The sequence below is a fragment of the Arenibacter nanhaiticus genome, from assembly GCF_900141935.1.
Lineage (GTDB): Bacteria > Bacteroidota > Bacteroidia > Flavobacteriales > Flavobacteriaceae > Arenibacter > Arenibacter nanhaiticus.
This window is the reverse complement of record NZ_FQYX01000004.1, coordinates 25,281-50,906: the sequence shown is the minus strand read 5'-3', so window position 1 is coordinate 50,906 and position 25,626 is coordinate 25,281. Positions and strand designations below refer to the sequence as shown.

Annotated in this window: 17 protein-coding genes; all 17 read right to left on the bottom strand. The window is 43.1% G+C overall.

Translation table 11 applies throughout. From position 1 onward, the window contains the following. Window positions 1-26 precede the first annotated feature (26 nt). Complete coding sequence (locus BUA16_RS03630) at window positions 27-1,124, bottom strand: alkaline phosphatase family protein (RefSeq protein ID WP_072763284.1); 1,098 nt, start codon at window positions 1,122-1,124, stop codon at window positions 27-29. Further along, window positions 1,121-2,725: a purple acid phosphatase family protein gene (locus BUA16_RS03625; protein ID WP_072763283.1), complete on the bottom strand. Its 1,605-nt coding sequence runs from the start codon at window positions 2,723-2,725 to the stop codon at window positions 1,121-1,123. Before BUA16_RS03625 ends, BUA16_RS03630 begins: the two co-directional genes overlap by 4 nt. A gap of 159 nt (window positions 2,726-2,884) precedes the next feature. Then, entirely contained in the window at window positions 2,885-4,366 is a 1,482-nt protein-coding gene (locus tag BUA16_RS03620) for a SusD/RagB family nutrient-binding outer membrane lipoprotein (RefSeq protein ID WP_072763426.1), read from the bottom strand. Between the two features lie 13 nt (window positions 4,367-4,379). Further along, entirely contained in the window at window positions 4,380-7,523 is a 3,144-nt protein-coding gene (locus BUA16_RS03615) for a SusC/RagA family TonB-linked outer membrane protein (RefSeq protein ID WP_143150455.1), read from the bottom strand. 343 nt (window positions 7,524-7,866) lie between these two features. After that, entirely contained in the window at window positions 7,867-8,553 is a 687-nt protein-coding gene (locus tag BUA16_RS03605) for a phosphonatase-like hydrolase (RefSeq protein WP_072763281.1), read from the bottom strand. Further along, complete coding sequence (locus BUA16_RS03600; RefSeq protein WP_072763280.1) at window positions 8,541-9,710, bottom strand: TIGR03364 family FAD-dependent oxidoreductase; 1,170 nt, start codon at window positions 9,708-9,710, stop codon at window positions 8,541-8,543. The genes BUA16_RS03605 and BUA16_RS03600 overlap by 13 nt, the downstream gene beginning before the upstream one ends. Further along, window positions 9,707-11,014: a DUF5690 family protein gene (locus BUA16_RS03595; RefSeq protein ID WP_072763279.1), complete on the bottom strand. Its 1,308-nt coding sequence runs from the start codon at window positions 11,012-11,014 to the stop codon at window positions 9,707-9,709. Before BUA16_RS03595 ends, BUA16_RS03600 begins: the two co-directional genes overlap by 4 nt. A 243-nt stretch (window positions 11,015-11,257) precedes the next feature. Next, on the bottom strand, window positions 11,258-13,003 hold the full coding sequence (locus tag BUA16_RS03590) for an efflux RND transporter periplasmic adaptor subunit (RefSeq protein WP_072763278.1): 1,746 nt from the start codon (window positions 13,001-13,003) through the stop codon (window positions 11,258-11,260). Window positions 13,004-13,112: 109 nt separating this feature from the next. Then, window positions 13,113-13,694 carry a DUF2911 domain-containing protein gene (locus BUA16_RS03585; RefSeq protein WP_072763277.1) on the bottom strand — a complete coding sequence of 194 codons (582 nt, stop codon included), beginning with the start codon at window positions 13,692-13,694 and terminating at the stop codon, window positions 13,113-13,115. Between the two features lie 6 nt (window positions 13,695-13,700). Beyond that, entirely contained in the window at window positions 13,701-16,466 is a 2,766-nt protein-coding gene (locus BUA16_RS03580; RefSeq protein ID WP_072763276.1) for a heavy metal translocating P-type ATPase, read from the bottom strand. Window positions 16,467-16,540: 74 nt separating this feature from the next. Next, the gene (locus BUA16_RS03575; RefSeq protein ID WP_072763275.1) at window positions 16,541-17,107 is read right to left on the bottom strand and encodes a helix-turn-helix domain-containing protein; all 567 of its coding nucleotides are present in this window, start codon (window positions 17,105-17,107) and stop codon (window positions 16,541-16,543) included. 87 nt (window positions 17,108-17,194) lie between these two features. Further along, window positions 17,195-17,764, bottom strand: a complete 570-nt coding sequence (locus tag BUA16_RS03570) for a DUF3347 domain-containing protein (RefSeq protein WP_072763274.1) — start codon at window positions 17,762-17,764, stop codon at window positions 17,195-17,197. Between the two features lie 125 nt (window positions 17,765-17,889). Beyond that, window positions 17,890-19,104, bottom strand: coding sequence for a TolC family protein (locus BUA16_RS03565; protein WP_072763273.1), 1,215 nt, complete (start codon window positions 19,102-19,104; stop codon window positions 17,890-17,892). Beyond that, window positions 19,104-22,868: an efflux RND transporter permease subunit gene (locus BUA16_RS03560; protein ID WP_072763272.1), complete on the bottom strand. Its 3,765-nt coding sequence runs from the start codon at window positions 22,866-22,868 to the stop codon at window positions 19,104-19,106. Before BUA16_RS03560 ends, BUA16_RS03565 begins: the two co-directional genes overlap by 1 nt. Before the next feature lie 111 nt (window positions 22,869-22,979). After that, entirely contained in the window at window positions 22,980-23,396 is a 417-nt protein-coding gene (locus BUA16_RS03555) for an HYC_CC_PP family protein (protein WP_072763271.1), read from the bottom strand. A gap of 198 nt (window positions 23,397-23,594) precedes the next feature. Next, window positions 23,595-24,245, bottom strand: a complete 651-nt coding sequence (locus BUA16_RS03550) for a carbohydrate-binding family 9-like protein (RefSeq protein ID WP_072763270.1) — start codon at window positions 24,243-24,245, stop codon at window positions 23,595-23,597. A 72-nt stretch (window positions 24,246-24,317) separates the two neighbouring features. Continuing rightward, entirely contained in the window at window positions 24,318-25,334 is a 1,017-nt protein-coding gene (locus BUA16_RS03545; RefSeq protein WP_072763269.1) for an LLM class flavin-dependent oxidoreductase, read from the bottom strand. Window positions 25,335-25,626: the final 292 nt, after the last annotated feature.

The window sequence follows — 25,626 nt, the reverse complement described above, 5'->3', positions numbered from 1 at the left end:
GCTTTTGTTTTCACTAATTCTAATATTTATTTGGAATTTAAACGCAATGGTTTTTCCTTTAAGTCGAATGCTTTTTTAGGGGCATCCAAGACTTTAATAATGGTGGGTGCAATTTGGGTAGTAAACAATTGCCCGTTTTCTTTAAGCTCTCCCAAGGCCTTAACGCCTTTTCCAAAGGCCACCATCCACACTTCGCCAGCTCCTTTTATACTACTGCCATGACCTTTCCACGTATCTAATGGATCGGTCCCACGACCGTGATCAGTGGTGATGATAAAAGTAGTATTGTCCTTGTAAAAAGGATCTGCTTGGGTGTATTGCCAAAGCTCCTTAATTAAGCCATCGGTATTATGGGCTGCTTTTAAATAGGCATCGTAATCCCCATCATGGGCAAAATCGTCGGTTTCCCCATAGGAGATAAACAAAAGTTTAGGGTGTTTCTTTTTCATGTGTTCCAAGGCAAAGTGATGTGTAAAGGCATCTAACCGTACCGATCCCCATGGGCTTGGCAACTGTTGTTGCAATTTGTTCAAAAACTGCTCCCTTTCCGTTAAATCGTCTCCTTGGGCCACATCAAATCCGGCATTCACAGGAATGCCCGAGCGCTCTTTGTTGATGATAAAAGGAAAGACGTCCCAGCTTCCAAAAGCGGCTACCTTGCCCTTATATTCCGGGAGATTGTTTACAAGCTCCAAAATAGTTTTATTGGGGTTGTTAACCTTATTGTTGCTGGTGATGTTTACATCGTCGGCAGCACCGGTTAAAATTTCATTGTAACCAGGATATGAAAACCACATTTTATTGGTAAGATCTACCTTGCTGCCTTGGTTTCTATTGCCGTGCAACTGCCCCATTTTTACTACCTCGTTCCAGAAAAAAGGCATTAAACTAGCTCTTCTTTCCTCGGCAGTTTCTCTCCAGAAAAGGGATTTTAATTCCGTAGTATCGCCTACGTATTTTTTATTTGCCACCAATAAGGGATCGGCACCCGAAAATAATTCTTGCCAACGGAGTCCGTCTAAGGTAATTAAAACCACCTTGGGACTATTATCTGTTTGCGCCATGGCCTTAGAGAAAATTCCCGCTACAAGAACCATCATAAGGGCAACTAAATTTCTTTTCATTTTTTTGTTGAATTTATAGTGTTAAAAGTTAAGGTATTGGACCAATCGCTCCAGTTTAAATTTTGATCTCGGTAACGTACTCTCCAAAAATAGGTGGTATTGGGCACTAAGCGTTTTGTCACCTCGTCGGAAAGGTCATCGTCTTTTTGCCTGTTTTCTTCGTAATACCAGTTTTCGTGCTGTTTCCAACTCTCAAAAACAGGTTTTTCAAAGTTTTCGGTCGTTGCTATTTGCCAGTGCGAAGCGGCATGGAAGGCATCCTTAAAGTTTGTTTTAAATGCGCCTGCCTTTAAGGTCGTTCCCGAAAAATGAACGGTTTCATTATTGGGGGAAAGGGCCACTGGCGGCTGTGGTTTTCTTTCTTTTCTCCAAACGGTAATACTATCCCTAAGTTCGTTTTCCCGAAACTCGGTTTCATTACCTCTGCTGATTCTTTTAATGGTAAATTTGGGATCTTCCCTATTGCCATCGACTTCTACCATTACAAATCCGTATTCGTCTTGGGTTACGCTAAATTCTTCATAATCCCTGCCTTCAAACTCTCCCCAATTATCTATGGCCCCACCTGCCGAAGCCACATTGATCCAAAGGTGTTTATGATCCCGGGATTGACCCCGCGAATATCCGTGGGTATGTCCAAAAAAGTGAATGCTTGGTATTCCGGTTTCTGTAGAGAATTCTTCCAATAAGGCTACCACTTTCCCTGAAAAATCTTCTTCCCCCGGAATCCATAGTTCCGATTTGTGGGGATGGTGCAATTGGGCAAAGACAAAATCTACTTCCTTGTCTTTGGCGGTATCTTCCAATAGTTTTTTTAACCATTGGTATTGTTCGCTGCTATTGTTGTAGCCATCATTAGAGTTCAAACCTATTATTCTGGTGTTCCCATAATCTTTAAACCACCAATGTTCGGCATAGGCCGGACTACCGTTTTCTGGCAGACTAAAATATTTAAAGTAAAAGACCGAATTCTTTTCATGGTTCCCCAATACAGGATATACGGGAACCTCGGACAACAATTTTTCTGCCGGATTAAAAAAATCGTTTTTCCATTGGTCGTACTTGGTGCCATTTTCTACCAAATCGCCGGGGATCAATACCATAGCAAGGTTGTCGGGCAGGGTGCCTCCAAACTCTTTTTCCAAATATGTTAAGACTCCCTCATTGACCACTTCGGAAAATTTATCAGGGTTATTGTGGTCTTTTTGCATATCGCTCATGGCCACAATTTTAAAAGACTCCTGATCCCTGGCAAAAGGTGGTGTTTTAAACTGATAAATATCGGATACGGCCTTAGCGGTTTTTACCCGATAGTAATATTCTGTAAAACGCTTAAGGCCTTCTACTTTTACCTCGTGCAACCTGGTCTCGGTATAATTGATATCGACGGCAGTACCCTTTGATTTTTTTCCCAGTTTTGGGGTAAGGCCCCATTCTACGATACTTTCTTCCCCTGCGGTGGTTTGCCACAAAATTTTTATGGAAGTTGGGGTGGCGTCCTGAAGGTATGGTTGTATTTGGATGCTCACGTCCTTTTGTTGCGCGCGACCTATAAACATAAGAAAACATAGGACACCGATAAGCGGAATACTTTTAATCATGGGGTAGTTTAATGGTTGGTTTAATAACCTCTTTAAAAGAAAATTATTTTTCTAAAATAATCATTCTTATGCTGTTTTCTATGGCTTTGCTGCAATAATAACCTAAGACCAAAGAAATATCCTTTGGCCTTAGGTCGCTACTGAATCGTTCTTATCCGCTTATTGCAACCACCAGCTTATTTCCCGTATTTTATCGTTTCCAGTCCCAAATTGAACTTCAATGGCCCTGGAAACATTCTCGGTATTGTTGTTGTATTCGGACTGGGGATACATCCATCTTGTTGGGGGAGTAATCCCAGGTGTTTGGGCAAAACTTGGGTACCCTGTTCTCAAATGGTCAAAATACATTCTCCAACCCGACTGTAAAAAGGAAGTGAAATATTTTTGGGTCAAGATCAGTTCCAGTTTTTTTGCCGTAGGGAACGCCGCATCAAAGGCTACCAAGGAACCGCTTAAATAAGTATCTGCATCCGATGCATCAACATAGGTTTCAAAGTTTTTGGCATAGTCGTTATAAAAGCTAAAAGATGCTTTAACGCCATTTTCGTAATGGGTTTTGGCAGGGGTGGCTATCCATCCTCTTACGGCTGCTTCCGCCAAGATAAATTCCAGTTCCCAATATCCCAACAGGTTGTGAGGTTCGGTGGTGGGGTCTGTAGAATACCTCAGATTCACTTTAGACACGTCACCGGCAGCGGCCTTATCGTTTACTTCTGCATAAGGGGCCAAGGGATCGCCACCTTCATAGGCATTAAAATCGTCTATGGCCAAACCTGCTTCCTTGGCATTCTTTGTCCTTCCGCAAAAGATAAACAACCTAGGGTCTTGCCTATCCTTTAACCTATCTACAAAGGTTGCGGACATATACATCCCAGAGCCGTAGCTACTAGAATTGAATTCTCGGTACCTACTGCCCTCTTCGTCCGAGTACACCAATTGCCCATTGTCTTCATTAGAGACCATAATAGGCTCGTTGGCATAAATTGAAGCGAAGGCCTCTTTAATTCCCAATTGGGCATCGCCTTCTTTTTTAGAAAGGGTCATGAGTACCTTTAGCCTAAAGGAATTGACCAACTTTTGCCATTTTAGCGTATTGCCACCAAAAATAATATCCCCTGCAATAAGGTTGGTATTGTCCCTTAAAAGTTCGTTGGCTTCTGAAAGTTCCTTTAATATCCCTATAAACACTTCTTTTTGGGAATCGTATTTAGGAGCATAATTTTCCGCTGTTTCCCCTTGTAGGGCTTCACTATACGGAATATCGCCAAAGGTTAAGCTCAGGTTATAAAAGTAATAGGCCCTAAAGAATTTGGCGAGAGCGATGTATTCTGTGCTATTGATGCGTTCTGCCTCTTGCATCATTTTGGTTACTTCTCCCAACATATTATAGTCTCCAAAACTGGCGCGGTTCCAATTATAATATTGGTTGTTGCTTTCTCCGTCTGTTTGCACTAGCATTCTAGACGCATACAAGGCCGAAGTCCCTTGGACCGTAAAGGCATTGCTGGCAATATTGGTCAATAATAACTGAGGGTGGGTCTGCCCCACGTTATTAGGGTTTTCGTTAATATCTGATAAATCGTGACATGCCGAAAGGGTTATCAGAATAAATAGGTGGCATAATATTTTTATTTTCTTCATTGTGTTTCTATTTCTAAAATTTAACATTAACACCCATACCAATATATCTTGAAGATGGGTCTTGCAAATTGTTGTCATTTCCAAAATCTGGATCTATCAAATCTGCTTTTTTCCAAACGAAAAGGTTATATCCGCTTAAGGTTGTCTCTAGGCTTTTTACTCCTTTTATATTGGCTAGTTCGGTTAAATCGTATTTAAAGGAAAGGGTTCGCAGTTTAAAGAAGCTGCGGTCAAAAATGTTCGCGAATTTCTTATTTTCCTTATTGGTCACTGCCCCTCTGTAAGGATAATTCTGCGACCAGGTCTGCCAGCTTACGGCGGTGGTATTTTCTTGAAAGGTCCTGGTATCGGAAATGACGGTACCATCTACATCTTGTACCAATTCTCCTCCAGTTACCGTGACGCCTTGGGGAACATAAACAGGCTTCCCTGCCGCGTATTCCGCATCCCTGTATTCCGTAGAATTAGGATGCTTACCGCCCCACCACATTTTTTCAACGGTTAAAGAACGCATCAATCCGCCCCATACCCCATCGATACCGATATTTACGGAAAGTTTTTTGTATCTAAAATTGTTCTGAAGCCCCAAGGTCCAACTAGGGTCGGTATGCCCCAATCGCTGTTTAAAATTATCCCGTACCGGCATTCCTTTGTCGTTTAAAATCAAATCCCCTGCAGGAGATTTTTGCCAAACGGTAGCATAATAGCTATCGGCGCGGTCATTGAGTCTTAAATTGTTATAGGTAGCATTATCGCCATAAATTTCTGTGATACGCCTTACCTTTCTACTCCAGTTGGCCGTTGCGTCCCATCTAAAGTCATCCGTACGGAAAGGGGTAGCTCCTAGGACAAGCTCTAATCCTTTGGTAGTATATTCGTTCCCGTTCACCTTACGGCTCTCAAAACCAGAGGTGTTAGAAATAGGCAAGTCTATAATCTGGTTGGTATCGACTACATTGTAGTAAGTAAGGTCCAAGCGGACTTGGTTTTGTATAAACGCCGAACTCAGTCCCAATTCGAAAGAGTTAGAGCTTTCTGGCTGAATGTTGGCATTGACCAAACCATTGGGGTATTCCAATTTTACGTTTCCTCCAAACACACCATTATTCGTATAAAAAGATTCGGTACTATACGGGCCAAGGTCGCTAGACACTTTTGCCCATGAACCAAAGGCCTTTAAATAATCTATCCCCACTGGAAGGTTCACATAATTAGATACCACGGTACTTAAAGAAGCCGAAGGGTAAAAATAGGATCTGTTTTCCTTGGGCAAGGTAGAAGACCAATCGTTTCTGGCCGCCAAGGTTAGGAACACCGCATTGTAAAGATCCATTCCAAAAGTAGCATACACACTATTGGTAGCCTTTTCTTGTAAATGGGTTTTGGCTGCCACCGCACCCTTGGTGTTGTTTAAACTATATACAAAGGGCACTACCAAACCATCGGTAGAATTGTATTCTTGTTGGTATTTTCTATAAAAAGAAGCTGCACCGGCATTGATATCAAAAGAAAAATCATCGCTCAAATCCTTGCTATAAGATGCTAGGATATCGTAATCTACGGTTAGCCTATTGCTGTTCCATGTTTTATAGTCTCCATCCCTGGCATCTCCATAGTTCAAGTAACTTTTGGGACTTTGGCGGTCTTCAAAAATATCCTGGACCACTGCCGATCCCCTTGCCTGTAGGCTTAGACCGTCGGTAATTTTATAGTTCAATGCCATTTGCGCATTGATCAGGTTGGCATCGTATTTCTGGTTCAGCTCATGAGCGGCAAAGTATACATTGTTATACCAGGCATAATTATAATTTGCCTGCCGGTAGCCTTCCTGTCCTGGCACATACCGATGTTCGTCCAATTCCTTTCCATTGACATCATCACCCATCCAAATAAGAATGGTATACATATGGTTTTTTGGGCCGTACCCGTGTCTGGGATAGTTGGGCGAAAACACCTTATTATAGGACAATTTACTATCCAAGGTAAGGGCTTCGGAAAGGTTGGTGGTCGATTTAAAACTAAGTCCCCCAGTTTTAAGACTGGCATTGGGCACCCTATCTTTTTGGCTAGAGAAATTCCCCGACAATCTAAAGGCCCCCTTTTCCGATTTATTGGCTATCGCAAAATCTGTTGAAGCGATATAGCCCGGTTCCATAAAGTCTTTTAGGTTATTGTGGTATTTCCAAGGAGTCGGTACTCGGGAATAGCGCGACTTATCGTCGTACTGTGTTCCGGAAACGTCGCCCCACCACGGAATGGTTTCTCCGGTGACATTATCATAAATGGGGCTGTTCCATTGTGATACCATCACTCCGGGCTCAAATTTAGGGCCCCAGATCATGTCCCCATCGGACACACCACCATCTTTCCCGTCCCAGAACTCATATTTTCCATTAGAACCGTTCCCGTATTCATTTTGTGTTTCGGGAAATACGGTAAATCCGGCCGAAACCATGGTATTATGGGATACAGAAACCTCTAAACCATCGGTTTTGGCATTTTTTGTAGTGATCAAAATGGCTCCGTTCCTTCCTCTAGATCCGTACAGGGCCGATGCTGTGGTTCCTTTTAATACATTGATATTGGCAATGTCATTGGCAGAAACATCATAAAAATCTGTTTCTACGGCAATACCGTCGATAACGATCAGGGGGGTTTTACCTCTCAGCGAAAAAGAAGGCTTTTGAAATAACCCAGTTGGATTACTGACCGAAAGTCCGGCTACCTGGCCAGAAAACAAGCTCCCGACATTTGGGGCGTTTACCTCTTCGATTATTTCGGTATCGATGGTTTGGGTGGCATAGCCTATTTTTTTCTCGGCACGACTGATTCCCAGTGCGGTTACCACTACCTCATCGAGTTTTTGAGAGTCTGGCAATAGCTGAATATCGGCCCTGAGTTTATTTGCCGTGGCAAATTCCGAGGATACATACCCTATATAGGAAACCACCAAGGTTTCTGTTCCTGTTGGCAATGCTATTTGGAAATTGCCGTCAAAATCGGCTGCTGCCCCGGTAGTACTTCCCTTTATAACCACGGAAGCTCCCGGCAATGGAATATTATTTTCGTCCAAAACCGTCCCCTCAAAGATTTTTTGGGAGTGGCCGCTGACAAATGCTAGCAAAGCAAATATCAATAATAGTTTCGTTTTAATCATGTTTTTGAAAGATTTTGTTAGTTGTTTGTTAAGGTGCTGCAAATATGCCTTGACAACATTAACCAAGCTCTTCCTTTATATTAAGAGATTGTAATGATACTGCTAGGTTTGTTAGGTTAAGGTTAGCAAGGAAGTGCCGAAGGTATTCCTATGAATAGGCCTGATACTGCATACTATAAATTGAACTTTTATGGCCTTGAAGGCAATAGCGGAGGGAGGGTTCTTTTTGATGTTGAATATGCAAAACACCATCCTTTCTTGTCTTGGAAGGTCAGACATAAAAAAAACGGACATTGATCTTACCGATCAATGTCCGTTTTCGTGAATTGCATTAACTTTTTACCTAAGCTTCCTTTAAAAGAATGTCTTTTAATTCGCCTAACGAGTCTAGGACGTAGGTTGGTTTGGCCGATAATAACTGCTCTTTATTATGGGCTCCTGACGTAACTCCGACGGTCATCCCGCAGTGGGCATTTTTACCTTCTTGAATATCGATTATTGAATCTCCGGCCTTTAGTACTTTTTGAGCATCGGTCACCTGCAACAAGTTCATGGCTGCTTCGATCATGTCTGGATTGGGCCTGCCCAATTTTACATCATCGGCCGTAATAAGGGCATCGTATTGATTCCCTTGGCTCCATCCCATTTTGTCTAATAACAATTGGGCCGTATTTTTATCATAGCCCGTGTTTAAAGCAACTTTAATATTTGCCTTTTTTAGGCTTTCCAACAGTTCTGGCACCCCATCATAGGTACTAACCTCCAATGCTTGGTAAGCCTGTTTTAACAATTCTTTAAAGTCCTCGAAAATTTCTGAGGTAGTATACCCTTCATCAGCAGTATCGTTGGCCTTTAATATGTCTTTTATAGCTTGGTGCTTTTCTTTTCCCGCCCCGTGTTCCAAAACAAAGTCCAGACTTAAGTCTAAGCCTTTTTTATTGATTGCCTTTTGCAAGGTTTTGTACACCACGTTATCTTCATCGACCGTGGTCCCTGCCATATCAAATACGGCTAATTCTATAGTGTGCATTCTTCTTTATTATAAAGTTTCGTAATATTTTCCTTGGAAAACCCAGCGCTTCCCGTCATTCCCTTTCCTCCTATACCTGTAACGATATGAATATTATCATCCATATTCTTCTGATAAATATCGGTGGTTTTACATTGCGAATACATCCCGAACCAACGATGTTGTATGTCATAATTGGGCAGGTCCATTATTTTTTTAGATTCCTCGATGATAAAATTATCGATATCCATATTTAAATCAAATCCTAAAAGATCCTTTTCCTTTGCGGAAGCATATTCGTGAGAATCGCCAAGAATAACCGAACCGTCGCAAGCTTGTTTGAACAAAATATGGACGCCCCATTTTTTTTCGAGAGAATCTGGGCTTTCTTTGGCCTTTATAGCTTTATAGGAAGCACATTCTTCAAAAGCCTCATAGCGCCTAATAGATAGTCCGGTTAAGACAGAGCCTTGCAATCTATAGTTTTGTTGGGGTTTGGTACTCATCATCTGTAGTTTAGACACTACTAGATCGCTTTCCTGAAAAGTTTTGGGATACAGGGTCTCAAAATCGCTCCCATTGCAAATCATTACCTTGGCAGCTTTAAAAGTTTCCCCCATAGCGGTAATCAGCAACACCTCATCGGCCAAAGGTTCGCACTGCGTTATTTTTTTATTGAAAAACAGGTCGAGCCCCTCGCCTTTCATATAAGCATGCAGTTTATTGATCATGACCCTTGGTTCTACGATTACTTCCTCCGGAAAAAAAAGTCCGCCTTTTACATAATCGCTACGCAGGCCATCATATTTATCAAGGCATTGGCTTTTTGTCAATAGCTGGGAGCTATAATCATTCTGTTTGTTGATTGCCGCCAATTCTTCGAGCAATTGCACTTCCTCTTCGTTAGAGGCTAAATACACAGACCCTTGTTGACGCACAGAAATATCAAATTTTGATTGTATTTCCTTATATATCCGCAAACTCTCCCTTCCATAGGCCTGCCACTTAGAGTCCATTCCGGAAGGCACCACCTGTCCAAAATTGCGTACTGTGGCTCCCTGAGGGGCATTGTTTTTTTCGATCAAGGCCACTTTCAGTCCCAAATCCATCGCGGCATATGCATGAAAAGTGCCCAAAACACCTCCACCAACGACTACAAGGTCATATTTTTTCTTCATAATTCTATCAGTTGCATTTCGGGATGTGATGTTTCCCTGCTAATTTTTAAACTATTTTCTTTTCTATATTTTCTTTTAAAGTACAGCAAGGATATCACGGCAATTACACCTCCTAAAACAGCAATCATATAGGAGCTTCCTATAAAAAAGTTAAGCCATGAAATATTGCTCTGTCCAAAATTCTTATAAAGGAGTACGGCCATACTTCCCAAATACCCAAAGGCATCGGCAATGTAAATCAGGTATCCGGCATTGCCGTTTATTTTAAAGGTTGCGATCATCCTATCAAAAAAAATGCAGTTAAAGGGCACATAACAAATATAAAGCCCAAAACCCACGCTCATCATCCAAACCACCGGAGAAATAACTCCCCCTTGAAAAAGCAAGGTTGTTACCCCAATACCCACGGTACCAAAAAGCAACAAATAATGATAAGAGACAAAAGCTTTATAATTGCTTTTTAAAAGTCCGATGACACCGATGATCACCAATACTAAAACAGCGATAGGTATTTCTGAAAAGGTATAGATGGCGGCGTTCCCTTCAAAGCCTAGGGAATCCCATATTTCTCTGGTAAAATTATCCCTAAAATCTCGCAAAGCGGTTAAAAAGGTATAGAAGAAAACCAAAATCACTATCGGAAAAAAGAAAGCTGCAAACACTTTTTTACGATCTTTTGCAGTCATAGGTTTCCGTGCTGTTTTTAGCTGTTCATCTTCTGCCGTAGGTGGTGGCATCCTATTGAGCAACCAGGCAAAAAATACAAAAGGAACAATAAAAACCGCACCGGTAACCGCCGGCATCCAAAACTCGGACACCTGCCACTTTTCCATCACCAAAAGTCCAGCCGATTTTACTACGCCACTAGAAACAATAAAACTAGAACATAGGGCCACGCCAAGGACTTCGGTAAACTTGCGGCCTTCCAAATATGAAAAAACAATACCCCAAACAATCCCCAATGGCAGCCCGTTTAGAAACATAAAAATAACATTATAGGGCATTGGGGTTATGCCAAAGAGAAGGAGACTGACCTCTGCTAAAAAGATCATTCCTATTAAATAATAGATGCGGTTTTGAGGTTTAAGCTCCGAAATTACCTTTATGCCAATGAACTTGGAAAGCATATACCCGATTACCTGGGCAATGATCAGGATAATTTTGTAATCGATCCCCATAAAAGAAAAATCCTCATAAGTAGCCACAGTAAAGGGCTTTCGAAAGGCATACATACAAAAATATGTTCCAAAGGAAGCAAATGCCCCATATAACAAAAACCTGATATCTTTTTTCCCTGCTTTCAACTATTTCCTTAATTTAATTTGCTCCTTGCTAGAACAAGGTGAAGTATTGACTGCAAATCTCCTTTGTTTTTTATTTTAAGGGATTTATTTGGGGTTATCAGATTGTTACGAAAAGTTTAGAAAATAAGGAGGTATGTTAAGATAATGTTAGTTGTTGTGCTAATAAAAATGGTTCATAGCAATTTTCACTTATTCGAAGCGAAAATCACCATGAACCATCATTAAGGTTCTATCAAATAGCTATTACTTTATAGAATCGACCACGCTACCACAGCGTAACATGCTGTCGCCGTAATACGGGTTTTTAACCTCTTTTTCCATACTCAACCAATAGGCACCTTTATTGATATTGGCCATAGGGCAATGTTGAATATATATGGGCGCGGATATTTCCTTAAGGTTGGCGCCGATGGTGATCATGTTGTCTGAGAGGGTTACAAATTCCGCTCGTTGTTTTTCCAGATCCCCCGTTTGGGAAATGGTCAAATACTGTTGTTCCAATTTCGCCATGTATTCCTTGGCGCTTTCATCGAGTCCCTTGTCCTTCGCCAGTTTCTTTAGGGGGGCTAAACTGTTCTTTGCTGCTGCACTTGCCAAGGCGCCATCACTGGCAACCAAGGCATCCTTCATTTCGAAGTAGGCGGTGATTACCTTCTTGAACTCGGCCTCAAAAGTAGCCGACCACTCTATTTTTAGCTCGGTTGCGGTTTCTTGGCCCATACTGCCCGGATGATGTCCTTCGTGCCCAGTCATCGTTTTTCCACCGCTTTGATTCATCATAGATTTCTTTCCCATTAATTGGGCCGCCGCGTCTACGGTAAAGGCTCCATTAACGACAATTTCTTCCCCATTTTCCAAACCGCTGAACACCGTATAGCGACCACTGCCTAGTGTTCCTAGGCTTACTTCCCTCAGTTGAAAGATAGGCTCATCGCCACTTTCCTTTATATATACCAAAGAGCGTTTTCCGGTCCATAAGACGGCACTTTCTGGAATAACAACTACCTCATCATTTTGTTTGCCCAATATATCGATATTCCCTTCTACGAACATTCCCGGTTTAAAAGTAGCATCCTTGTTTTGTAATGTTGCCCGTACCATTAGTGTTCTGGTACTGGTATTCAACCTTGGGTCGATGAATGAGATCTTCGCCTCAAATTCCTTATTTGGATAAGCCTTGGCAGTGATCTTTACTGTTTGTCCGACTTTTAGGGATGGTATTTGATTTTCATAGGCGTCGAATACGGCCCAAACCGAGTTTAGATCGGCTATTTTAAATAGGGGTTGCCCCTGCTTAACATAGTCGCCTTCTTGCACCATTTTTTCGGAAACCGTTCCGGCAACAGTGGCATAGATCGGAAAGTTCTCTCTCACTTTTCCCGAAGTTTCTATTTGGTCGATTTGCCCTTCGCTTAGTTTCCACAGCTTTAATTTATTTCGCACGGCCTTGTACAGCGCGGGCTGTGTTGCTTTTAAGCTTGCCGCCGTTATAAGTTCTTGTTGCGCCGCTACTAAGGCAGGGGCATAGATAGTGGCCAATAGTTGTCCTTTTTTTACGGTTTCTCCCGTAAAACTAACCCCTAATTTTTCTACCCTACCTTCAAAGTAAGAAGCTTGTACTGCATTGGCCTCTTCATTTTCTTTAATTTTCCCTGATAGTTTCAGCTTGTTTTCACCAGCTTCTCCAGCGCCCACTATAGCCGTCTGCACATTGGCCAGGGCCATGGCATTTTTGGTCATTTTAAACTGATCGGCAGCCAAACCGTCCGCTCCGGACTCCGCAGGAATAAGGTCCATTCCACAAATGGGGCAGTCCCCAGCTTCGGGCTGCATAATCTGAGGGTGCATGGAACAGGTCCATAGCTGACTCTCGGCCACTTCCCCGGAAGGATCGTGCTGATCTCCCTTGCTGGCACTTTCTCCAAATAGCAGCCATCCCATTAGGAGACCTGCTAGTAATATCCCGACATATAGTATGTACTTTTTCATCTTATTCTTATTGTTTCATTTATTTCCGACCTACTTAGTTCAAAGCTCAACAATGGCTATCGATATCAGGGTCTTTTTTTATATAAAAGCAGTGATAGCATTTGCCCCCTTAATTAGATACCTTAAAAGGAAAGCTTACGGCTATCTTTTCCCAAGCCAGAGAAATTTCCCCTTCGCTATCGTTCTTCTTTATTATGGAATATTCCAAGTGCTCCTTCGTCGTATCCAAGGTTTTTGGGGTCACCTGAAAACGCAGCACATCTTCCGATTCCTTATAATCGTCTTTCCCATGCTGATTCCAATTGGAATTGAAAATCAGGGTCCATTCGGATTTTGTGGGTATCACAAAAAAACCATATTTCCCTGCGGGCAGCACTTGTCCTGCTATGCTCAGGTCTTTATCGGACTCTATCCAGGTGGCCATATGGGCTCCTGCCTGCCATACGGCATTAAAAGGCAGTAATCCCCCAAAAATGATCCGATCTCGTACGCCTGGGGAAGAGTAATCGATATGCATATGGGCATCGCCTATCATGGCCATTACCGAAGTGTGTGGACTTAGTACTTTATTTGCCGTACCGGCCACTTCTTTTGGCGCTGGGTGCTGATGGCCCTCTGCCTTGGGTTCCTTCGCATTTTTACAATTCAATACTCCTAGGGACAATAGGGAAATACAAAGTATTTTCTTCATTTATAATTACGTAATATTGGTTGTTCTTAATCTTAGGGCATTGGCGATCACCGATACCGAGCTAAAGCTCATGGCCAGTGCCGCGATCATGGGAGACAATAACAGTCCAAAAACCGGAAACAGCAATCCCGCGGCAATAGGCACGCCTAGACTATTGTAAATTAGGGCAAAGAATAAATTCTGTTTTATATTCTTCATCACTTTTACACTCAAATTCCGCGCCTTTACTATGCCATGTAAATCTCCTTTTACCAGGGTCATGGCGGCGCTTTCTATGGCTACGTCGGTTCCGGTTCCCATGGCGATTCCTACATCGGCCTTTGCCAAAGCTGGGGCATCGTTGATACCGTCACCGGCCATCGCTACCTTTTTGCCGTCTTTTTGTAATTGGGCAACTATATTTAGTTTATCCTCGGGCAGCATTTCGGCTTTAAAATCGGCCAAATTCAGGCTTTGGGCCACTGCGCTGGCAGTATCGTAATTATCCCCGGTTAGCATCATTACCGCTACCCCGTGTGACTGCAGTTCTTCAATGGCTTTTTTACTGCCCTCCTTAATTTTATCACTGATGACCACATAGCCTGCCCCTATATTATCTATGGCCAAGAAAGGCACTGTTTTCCCCTTTTTCTGCTCTATCGTCACCGCCTCCAGCAATTCGTCGGACAAAGTTACTTGCGCTTCTTCCATCATTTTTTTATTGCCCAAGGCCAGTGACTTCCCTTCTGCGGTTCCGGTGACCCCTTTTCCGGTTACCGACCTAAAATCGGATACCTTTAACAGGGTACTTTCTTTTTCTTTGGCATAGGCCACGGTTGCTTCTGCCAAAGGGTGCTCGCTATGGTTGTTGAGCGCGTATATATATTGTAGTATTTGCGCTTGGGTATACTCGGAAGAGGCACTCCCTACTCGTTCTACAGAAGGCTTTCCTTCGGTGATAGTCCCTGTTTTGTCTATGATGAGGGTATCTATGGTATCCATCTTCTCCAAGGCCTCCGCATTCTTGATCAATACTCCCGACTGTGCTCCTTTCCCAACGCCCACCATAACGGACATAGGAGTGGCCAAACCTAGGGCACAGGGACATGCAATAATAAGTACGGCAATGGCGTTGACCAGTGCGTACACATAGGCCGGTTCCGGACCAAAACTTGCCCATATTACGAAAGTGATCAAGGCTATGACGACCACCACGGGCACAAAATAGCCAGAGATTTTATCGGCCAATTTTTGTATGGGTGCCTGACTCCTACTGGCTTTGTTCACCATATCGATGATCTGGGCCAGCAGGGTATCGGACCCTACTTTTTGGGCTTCCATCAAAAAGGATTGCTTTCCATTAATGGTCCCCGAATTTACGGTATCGCCTTCCCCCTTATCTACAGGAATGGGCTCCCCGGTGATCATGGATTCGTCTATAGAAGTATTGCCTTCTCGGATGGCCCCGTCCACGGGTATTTTTTCTCCCGGTTTTACCCTTAATAAATCTCCTATTTTAATTTTATCTATTGCGATGGTTTCTTCCTTGCCATCGACTACTCGTACCGCTTTATTGGGTGCCAGTTTCAACAGCTCCTTTACGGCGTTGTTTGTTTTACTATGGGCCCGTGCTTCCAACAATTGTCCCATCAACACCAAGGTTAGGATAACGGTCGCTGCTTCAAAATATACGTGCACGGTTCCGTGATGCGTCTTAAACTGGGCAGGGAAAAAATCGGGAAACAACAATCCAAAAACACTGAACAACCACGCCACTCCTGCTCCGATACCGATCAGGGTAAACATATTGAGGTTCCAGGTTTTTAGGGAACGATAAGCACGTTCAAAAAACATCCAGGTAGCATAAAATACTACGGGGATAGAAAGCCCAAATTGTATCCAGTTCCAATAGGTCATCGGGAGCATGTCGTACAATGGGTTGTTCGGTATCATTTCGGACATGGCAATTATAAAAATGGGCAGGGTAAAGATTCCCGCGATCCAAAACTTGCCGAGCAGCTTCTTATAATTCTTTTCTTCGGCAGATATATCGGCTTCTTCGGGCACCAGATCCATACCACAGATAGGGCAATCCCCGGGTTCGTCCTTTAGTACTTCCGGATGCATAGGACAGGTATATTGGGTAGCCCCAAAGGCATCCATTTTCACTTCTTCTACCAAATCCATTCCACAGACCGGGCAATCCCCCGCCTTGTCATATACTTTATCGCCTTCGCAATGCATAGGGCAATAAAAGGTACCCGTACCGCTACCTTTTGGTTTTTTTTTAGGTGCCATATGCTGTTGGGGATGTTCTTCCCCGGGCATGGCAATACTATAACGGTCACCTTCTTTTGCCAAGGCTTCTTGGAATTTCTCCAAAGCGATATGTTCGCTCATGCGTATCGTAGCCTCGGCCTTTGCCAAGTCTACCGATGCCTCCGTAACCCCTGAAACCTGTTTCAACGTTTCTTCGACATGGCTTCTACAGCCATTACAGGTCATCCCAAAAATTTTATAGGTAGCTGTTCCGCCTTCTTTGGGCTCCTTATTGGATTCCTGCTGCTGAACCTTTTCCTCTCCCGGCATGGCAATACTATAACGGTCACCTTCCTTTGCCAAGGCTTCTTGGAATTTCTCCAAAGCGATATGCTCGCTCATGCGTATCGTAGCCTCGGCCTTTGCCAAGTCTACCGATGCCTCCGTAACCCCTGAAACCTGTTTCAACGTTTCTTCGACATGGCTTCTACAGCCATTACAGGTCATTCCAAAAATTTTATAAGTATGTCTCATTGTATGGGTCTTTAATTGAATACTCAAATGTAGCCTTTACCCCAAGTTTGTGTTTTCACAATTATGGAGGATGTTTATACTATTTGGTCCAATGATTTCCTGTCCCATTGCTGCAAATTCTTATACTCGCTCATAGACATTCCGGTTACCGATTTAAACTGTGCTGCCAAATGGCTACTGCTTTTATAATTTAGACTATAGGCTATCTCAGAAAAATTAAGACGTTGCAGTTGAATCAATTCCTTGACTTTTTCAATTTTTAGATTGATATAGTACCTTTCAATAGTAATACCCTCTTGTTTACTGAACATTTTACTCAGTACCGAATAATCCTTCTTTAGTTTTTTGGACAGGTAGGCCGATAAGTTTTCCTCCGTAGCCGCTTCTAGGTTGTCAATAGCCTCAATACAAGCTATTTTTACCTGTTCGTTCACCATCATCCCGACCTCTTTTACCAGTTCGAAGCCATTTTTGCTAAGCAAGCTTTCTATAAAGGCCTCATCGACTCCTTCTTTTTCCAAGAAAACAATCTCTCCTAAGGTAATGGATACCACCACTAGGCCTACCTTTTTGAACTCCTGTTCCAAAAAGGTTATACACCTATTGCAAACCATATTTTTTACGAGAATCTTTTTTTTCATGCTTCTTTTTAAGAACAAGTTTAGTACCCTTTAATTTACGAACAATCTAGAAACTTATAGCTCCTGTCCAAAAACTATACTTCCCTGTTAGTTGATTTCGGCCTGAACAAAACCACAGTTCAGCATGCCGCTTCCAAAATATGGATTTTTAACAGCCTTCACTGCACTTACCCACATGCCTCCTTTGTTGTTATTGTACATCGGACAAAATTGTTGGTATAAGGTTGTTGGTGTTCCTGCAATGGCCACAAAATCTACGATAGCACTGCTTAAGCCTTCAAAGTGTGCCCTTTGTGTTGCGATATCACCTTTGGTAATTTGGGTTGCTTTATCCTTGGCAGTAGCGATAATTGCTTTTAGTTCGGATTGCTCAGAAGCCTCTATAGATGCCATATCAAATTCCGCTATCTTTTTTAGCATGGTCTCTCCCGCTTTTGCCGCATTCTCCTGACTATCTGCCACCAAGGCGTCCTTTAATTCTAGGTAGCTATCGATAATAGTTCCTGCTGCCGTAGTCTCTCGGGTGTTTGTTTTTGCCTCAACAGTTACTGCGTTTTTTTCTTGAACTGCTTCTTTCTTTGCCTCTTTACAAGACATGGTCATAACAGTTACTAGTCCCAGGGTTAACATACGCATTGATACATTTTTTCTTTTCATCTTAAGTGGTATTTATAGTTAATTAATAATTGTTTTAAAACTGAATTCCCCGTCAGTTACATTCGTCATTAATGATTTGATACGCCAAAAATATACAGCTTTATGGCATTGCTGCCTTGCTGTACTTACTTGCTCAGGTAATGAATAATGGTCGATTGCACCTGAAAATCCCTCATCGCTTCTATCTGGCCAGTTTGAAATTTCAATTGTAATTCCTGCACCTCCAGAACGTCCCTAAAATCTATAGTCCCTGTCTCGTAACTTTTAAGAAGGATCTCTTCTGCATTTTTGGCCTGGGCCAAATTTTGGGCCTGTATTTCATAATTAATTCTTGCCGCCTTTCGTGCTTTCACGGCCTTGTCCAACACCGCTTCCAAGGTGTTTAATTTGCTTTGTTTCTGGACAATTATTTCCTGTTGCTTAATCTCATTCTGCCTGCTTTTAGACTTAAAACTATTATTAAAAATGGGGATGGATAGGGACACCATTGGCATGACCATATTCTTGTGCATTCCCATAATAGTATAGTTCATCCCAAGGCCAAGCATGGGGGCACTTTCTTTTTGGTTCAGCAGTTCTGATTGGGTTACCGATTTAAAAAGCTTGTCGTATTTTAATAGTTCGGGATGCAATTGTAAGTTGTTCGCATCATAAGGAAGCTCTTCGGAAAGTCCGTCCAACTCAATGGTCACCAGCACGGGAGTGTTTTTATCCCTGTTTAGCAGGCTGTTCAGCTGGCTCTGTTCCGATAAGTACTCTTGTTCCAAAACCTTTTTTAAAGCTAGCAGTTCATTTTGTCGCATTTGCAAACGGAGGACATCTACGGCAGATGCCTTTCCTACTTCCAAGGCATTCAGGGCCAAGGTCTCATAGGTTTTCAGTAAGGCTATGTTTTCTACTAAAACCTTTTGTTTCCCTTGGTTCGCAAACAAGGCATAATACGATTGAGAAACAGAAGCCGCCAATTTTCGTTTCGCAATGGCAATATCCTCGTACTGTGCTTCGGCCAAGGAGCTAGCATAATTTTCTCTGGCCGTAATGGTCTTAAACCAAGGAAACATTTGCATCACTTCAAATTGTGCCATCTCCGACATTGCAATATTCTCTGGCGGATTGGCCAAAACCATGGCCTCCATGGTCGTATTTGGCAATGCATTTACCTCTTTTGTTTTTTCGATAGCGACCTGATACTGCAATTCAAAGGCCTTTATATCTGGATTGTTGGCATAGGCCTCCATGACCAAGCTGCCCAGATCCTGACTTTGAACAGATATGGTCAGGAGCAAGGCGGCAAATAACAGTCCTCCTTTTGAGGTATGATATTTATAATGGGTTCTCATTATTCGTCTAATTTTAAATTATTGGCACTATTCCTTTCCTTCAATTTCAAGGCAATTTCCGCCTTGGAACTATAGAGTACCGGTACTACAAACAAGGTGATCAGGGCTATGAGCATTCCACCAAAACTAGGGATGGCCATAGGGATCATAATATCACTCCCACGCCCTGTAGCGGTAAGTACGGGCAATAGTGCCAAAATAGTTGTTGCGGTAGTCATCAGACATGGACGGATACGCTTTTCACCTGCCTCTACTACCGATGCCCATATCCCTTCTTTGGTCATTGGATTATTTCTATCGAAAGTCTGCGTCAGATAGGTCGCCATAACCACCCCATCATCGGTAGCAATTCCGAAAAGGGCAATAAAACCTACCCATACGGCCACGCTTAAATTGATGGTATGCATCTGAAAGAGATCCCGGAGGTTTTCACCAAAGAAATTAAAATTCAGGAACCAGTGCTGTCCGTACAGCCATATCATTATAAAACCACCGGCGAAGGCCACGGCTATTCCGGAAAACACCATAAAAGAGGTCGCTACGGATCGGAATTGAAAATACAGGATCAGGAAAATTATGGCTAGCGCCAAAGGCACTACGATAGCCAAGGTTTTTTCGGCCCTTAGTTGGTTTTCATAGGTTCCCGTAAACTGGTAGCTAATGCCCTTGGGCACTACTAGCTCTTGACTTTCAATTTTACTCAGAATCAGCGCCTGTGCATTTTCTACGACAGCTACTTCGGCAAAACCGTCCAATTTATCGAACAGCACATAGCCTACCAAAAAGGTATCCTCACTTTTGATCATCTGGGGTCCTTGCTCATAGCGCACGCTTACCAGTTCGCTTAAAGGAACAGGATTCCCTTTGGCAACGGGCACATAGATATTCTTTAGTTCCTCTGGGTTCCCGCGAAGTTCCCTTGGGTAGCGCACCCGCACCCCATAGCGTTCGCGGCCTTCTACGGTTTTGGTAAGGGTCATGCCCCCTACGGCGACTTCCAAAATGCGCTGTACGTCTTCGATCATAATGCCGTAACGTGCCAATTGCTCCCTATTGATATCTAGTAACAAATAAGGTTTCCCCACAATCCTATCGGCAAAAACAGCCTCTTCTTTAACCCCTTCGGCTTCTTTTAGAATAGCCTCTAATTGCATCCCAAAGGCTTCTATCTGTTTAAGATCTTGTCCCTTTACTTTTATCCCCATCGGAGCCCGCATTCCCGTTTGCAACATCACCAACCTTGTTTCTATAGGTTGCAATTTTGGAGCGGAAGTAACCCCTGGCAATCGTGTAACGGCCACTATTTCGTTCCAAATATCGTTTGGTGACTTTATAGAGGGACGCCAATTTCTAAAATACTCCCCATCGTCATCGGCTATGAGTTGTTTTCTTGATATCTCGGCGGTAATAGGGGTTTCTGGACCATGCTGGTCATGATCGATATGTTTGCTATTCGGATTTACGACCATACTACCATCCCGTAGTATAAAATAACCATCTTTATTTACCTTATATCGCTGTCGCTCCCCCTGCTCGTTCAGCATATATTCTGATTTATACTGAATAATGTTCTCGTACATGGACAGGGGCGCAGGATCTAGGGCAGAATCTGTTCTTCCCGATTTCCCCACAACGGTTTCTATTTCGGGAATACTGGCCACGGCCATATCTAACTGTTGCAATACTCGCTTATTCTCTTCGACCCCAGCATGTGGCATAGAGGTAGGCATCAACAGAAAAGACCCCTCGTTTAGGGAAGGCATAAATTCCTTGCCCGTATTTTTCATTATAAGGAAACCAAAGACCACCAACAAAGTGGGGATGGATAGGAACATCAGTTTATTTTGCAATGCCCATTGTAAAATGCGTACATAATACCTTCTAAACAGGGTAAATACCCCTAGTAGTCCAAAACATATAATCGCTACAAACAGTAGGTTCCACGACAAGTTTTTGTCGAGTCCCAGCGGCCTCCAGTATTGGGCCAAAAGAGTTATTATGGTTCCTACCGATACCGTAATATTGGCCAGATTGGCCTGCTTATCGGTTATTTTATCTTGCCCTTTTAAAAAGCGTACTATAGCAAAGGCCAATAAAACTACCCCTAAGTAATACCCAAAGAACAAGGCTACAACTCCTAGGACGGCCATCAAGGCATTTAAGAAATACCCAACAGTTGTCCTAATAGTCCGTTTTTTAAACAGCATGGCTGCAAAGGGAGGTATCAGGAACAAACTAACGACAAGGGCGGCGGACAAGGCGGCCGTTTTCGTAAATGCCAAGGGTCTAAAGAGTTTTCCTTCGGCCCCTATCATGGTAAATACGGGGATAAAACTAATGATTGTCGTCATCACCGCAGTGACTATAGCACCGGATACCTCTGCCGTGGCATTATAAACAACCGTATTTACAGGTAGTTTTTTAGTATTCTCATCCATATGCCGAATAATATTTTCGGACAGGATAACCCCCACATCTACCATGGTACCAATGGCAATGGCGATCCCCGATAACGCCACAATATTGGCATCGACCCCAAAAAATTTCATGGCAATAAATACCATTAGGACGGCTACGGGCAAGAGTCCGGAAATTAGTACGGATGCCCTGAGGTTAAACACCATCACGATGATCACAAAAATGGTGATCAATATCTCTAGGGATAGGGCTTCGTTTAGGGTTCCTAAGGTTTCTTGTATTAATTCGGTACGGTCATAAAACGGTACGATGGTCAGTTGGGAAGTACGCCCATCTGCCAATACTTTGGACGGCAATCCCGCTCCCATTTCCGCTATTTTTGCCTTTACATTATTAATGACCTCCATGGGGTTGGCCCCGTATCTGGCAACGACCACCCCCCCAACGACCTCAGCACCTTCCTTGTCTAAAATACCACGGCGTTCGGCCGGCCCTAGGGCTACCTTGGCAATGTCCATAATACGGATAGGCGTATAATCTTCGGCTGTTACCACGGCGTTTTTAATGTCTTCCAAAGATTTGATATACCCTAGGCCACGCACCAAATATTCGGCCTTGTTTATTTCCAGTGTCTGTGCCCCTATATCGCGGTTGTTTTGTTTAACGGCATTGACCACCTGTTCTAGGCCAATATTGTACTGCTTCATCAGTTCCGGATCTACATCGATCTGGTATTCCTGAACATACCCACCTATAGAGGCTACTTCAGCCACCCCACTGGCCGAGGAAAGTCCATATTTCACATAGTAATCCTGTACGCTGCGCAGCTCGTGCAAGTCCCATCCTCCGGTGACTTCCCCATTTTGGTCCCTTCCCTCCAAGGTATACCAAAATATCTGCCCCAATCCGGTAGCATCGGGTCCCAAAGACGGACTTACCCCTTCGGGCAAAAGGCCGCTGGGCAGGGAGTTCAATTTTTCCAGAATACGGCTTCGGCTCCAATAGAACTCTACATCCTCTTCAAAAATGATGTAAATGCTCGACAGGCCAAACATGGAGGTACTCCTAATAGTCCTTACCCCAGGGATACCCAACAAAGAGGATGTTAAGGGATAGGTAATCTGGTCTTCCATATCCTGAGGAGACCTGCCGGGCCAATTGGCAAAGACGATCTGTTGGTTTTCTCCAATATCGGGAATGGCATCTACGGCCACGGGATCATTCGGCAAAAAACCGGTATCCCAATTAAAGGGGGCATTCATGGTGCCCCAACCTATAAAAAGAACGAGTAGCAAGACGGCCACCAACTTATTTTGGATTAGAAACTTGATGCTTTTATTTAGCATGGGTATTGATATTTAAAACATTAGCATTCTGTGCTGTAAAAACAACACAAACAACAGCTTTGGTCCAAGAGCGGTACTACCGTTGGACGCTGGGGTTCTAACGTTTTAAAATCAGATTAGGAAAGTCTCATCCAGTATATGGATGTCCCGAATGAGTAAGGGAGGCGAATAATCGCCAAAAGGCACCTTGTTTTTTAAATCTCCTTCTAGAAGACTTAAAAAGCTATAAGAATAGGCAATAACAAATGCTTGTTGCTGAAAGGTCAGGGAATCAAAGGAGATTTTTAAATCGTCCTGTCCTTCTACAACAATGTTTTCTTCCTTGCAGCAGTTATCTACCACGACGGAACATTCCTCATTGGCCGCTGGCTGCATCATTTCCATTCCACAGCTATCTACCTGATCAAAGAAAGAATAGTCAACCAATGTTTTTCCACAAAAATGCATATCTACCGTAAATGACATGGTAGACAATAACACTAAAAGTGCTAAAGAAAAAGCCGCTATTTGTCGAAAAACATTTTTCATTCCAAGTACAAAAATACAAAATATAATCTATCCTAAATTAGATTAACAAATTATTATAGCTATGCTAAACCCATGCCATAAAACCAATATGGTTTACAAGAATCTGGGCATTGCTACTATTATTCAGCGCTTACCCATTGCCGTGCCAAAGTGTTACCACAGGACCACTATCAACTCGAGTATAAGGGAATATTGTCGTTATTCAAAAAGAACATCTCCAAAGAACTCCGGTCTGTGGTAATCGGGTGCCGCTGTATTTACCGGATAATAGCTCAGATAATGGGGCTTGGCCGTAAGGTCGCCACATTTGTAAAAATTAGCCTTGGCCGTCAATCCTTTTAGCTGGATATTGGGATGGTGGACTAGGATACTAGCAGGAATTACCAAGATCATTTCCCAAAAATGCTGCCCATTTTGTTCATTGACAACTGCTGTTCCCAAACTGCTTTCTACCACTATGGCGTCTTCTATGGTTTTTGGGGCTATCAACTGACGATCGGACCTTCCGGAACCATAGGCCAAATGGACGGTACCAATAGCGTTCACTTCAAAATTATAATAGCGACCCTCTTTTAAGGGATCAAAAAAGAACTCCACGCAGCTATCTTGGTGTACCGGACCATTGGTCTCCCTGGTCTTGGCCAATACATGCTCTTCGGTAACATAGTATTTTAGGACAATATTATTATTGGCATAAGCAATCCTAAAAGAAACCTTGGGCTGGTAGGGAAACTCCTCCCAGTTAAGGGATTCTATTAGGTGTACCGGCACCTGTTCTTCCAAGAGTTGCGATAACTGCCTTACATCTGTTCCTTGAAAACCTTTTAATTCTTTTACCCTAACTGCCATATTTTTTTATTGATTATTAACCGAACATCGAACACACAAAAATAGTCCAAAATTCATACTTGCATCTTTTCATTAGCCTTTTTGAAGGCTACTTACAATTTCATACGATTTTAAGCGCTCCTCATGATCAAAAATATGGGATACTACCATAATTTCATTCACTTGGGTCGCTGCTACAAAGGCCGATAGTTCTCTTTCTATGGTCTCTTTGTTCCCTACAAAACTATAATACATCATCTGTTGTATTTGCGCTTTCTCCCGCTCGTCCCAAAGCTCGTCCATGTTGTCTAGCGGTGGCGGCAGGGGTTTTCTGGTGTTCCTAATAATTCCCAGGGCCAGTTGTTGCAGGCTGGTCTCTATATACCTGGCCTCTTCATCGGTATCGGCGGCAATAATATTGACACAGGCTATGGTATAGGGTTTGTTACACTGCGGCGAAGGTTCAAAATTTTGATGGTACAGCCCTAGGGCTTGGTGCAATTGTGCCGGGGCAAAATGGCTCGCAAAGGCATAGGGCAATCCTTTTTTCCCTGCCAATTGCGCGCTAAAGGTACTAGAGCCCAGCAAATATAAGGGGATATCCGAACCTTCACCAGGGATGGCCCTTACCGGGGCACGACTGTTTTCTATGGAAAAATATTGCTGTAGCGCCTCAATATCACGTGGAAAATCGTGTACTGTTTCTATCCTGTCCCTACGCAGGGCCTTTGCTGTTAGCTGATCTGTTCCGGGCGCCCTTCCCAGCCCTAAATCTATTCGTCCGGGGTAAAGGGTTGCTAAAGTACCAAACTGTTCTGCCACGATCAACGGGGCATGGTTGGGCAGCATAATACCGCCGGACCCCACCTTAATAGATTTTGTGCCTTGGGCAATATGCCCTATTAAAATAGGGGTGGCCGAACTCACCAACGTATCCATATTATGGTGCTCGGAAATCCAGAAGCGTTCAAATCCCAATCGCTCTGCATGCTGCGCCAATGCCAAACTGTTCTGAATAGCTTGTAAGTGAGATGCTCCCTTGGCGACAGGAACCAAATCTAAAACAGAGAATTTTATGGTGTCTAAATTCTGTGGTTTTTTCTCCTTCATGATAGGCTGTCTTTTTTAATACGCCTTAGCAATATTGATTACTGTGATGGCCTTGCAAAGTTAGCAAGTCCAACCACAATAGTAGGATGAAACCAATCAATTATTATTCCTAGTCTTCCCTCCTCTCACCTCCAACAAAGGGTGGGGTCTATTCCTGCACCCATACATGTATCCTTTGGTACGTACGCCTATAAAAAGACAGCCCACCCTACTATGATTATACGCCATTTATTTTGCGTTAGGGACCGCGGCGGCATCCCCGCAGCAACGCAAGGGATATAGCCAAGGGCCC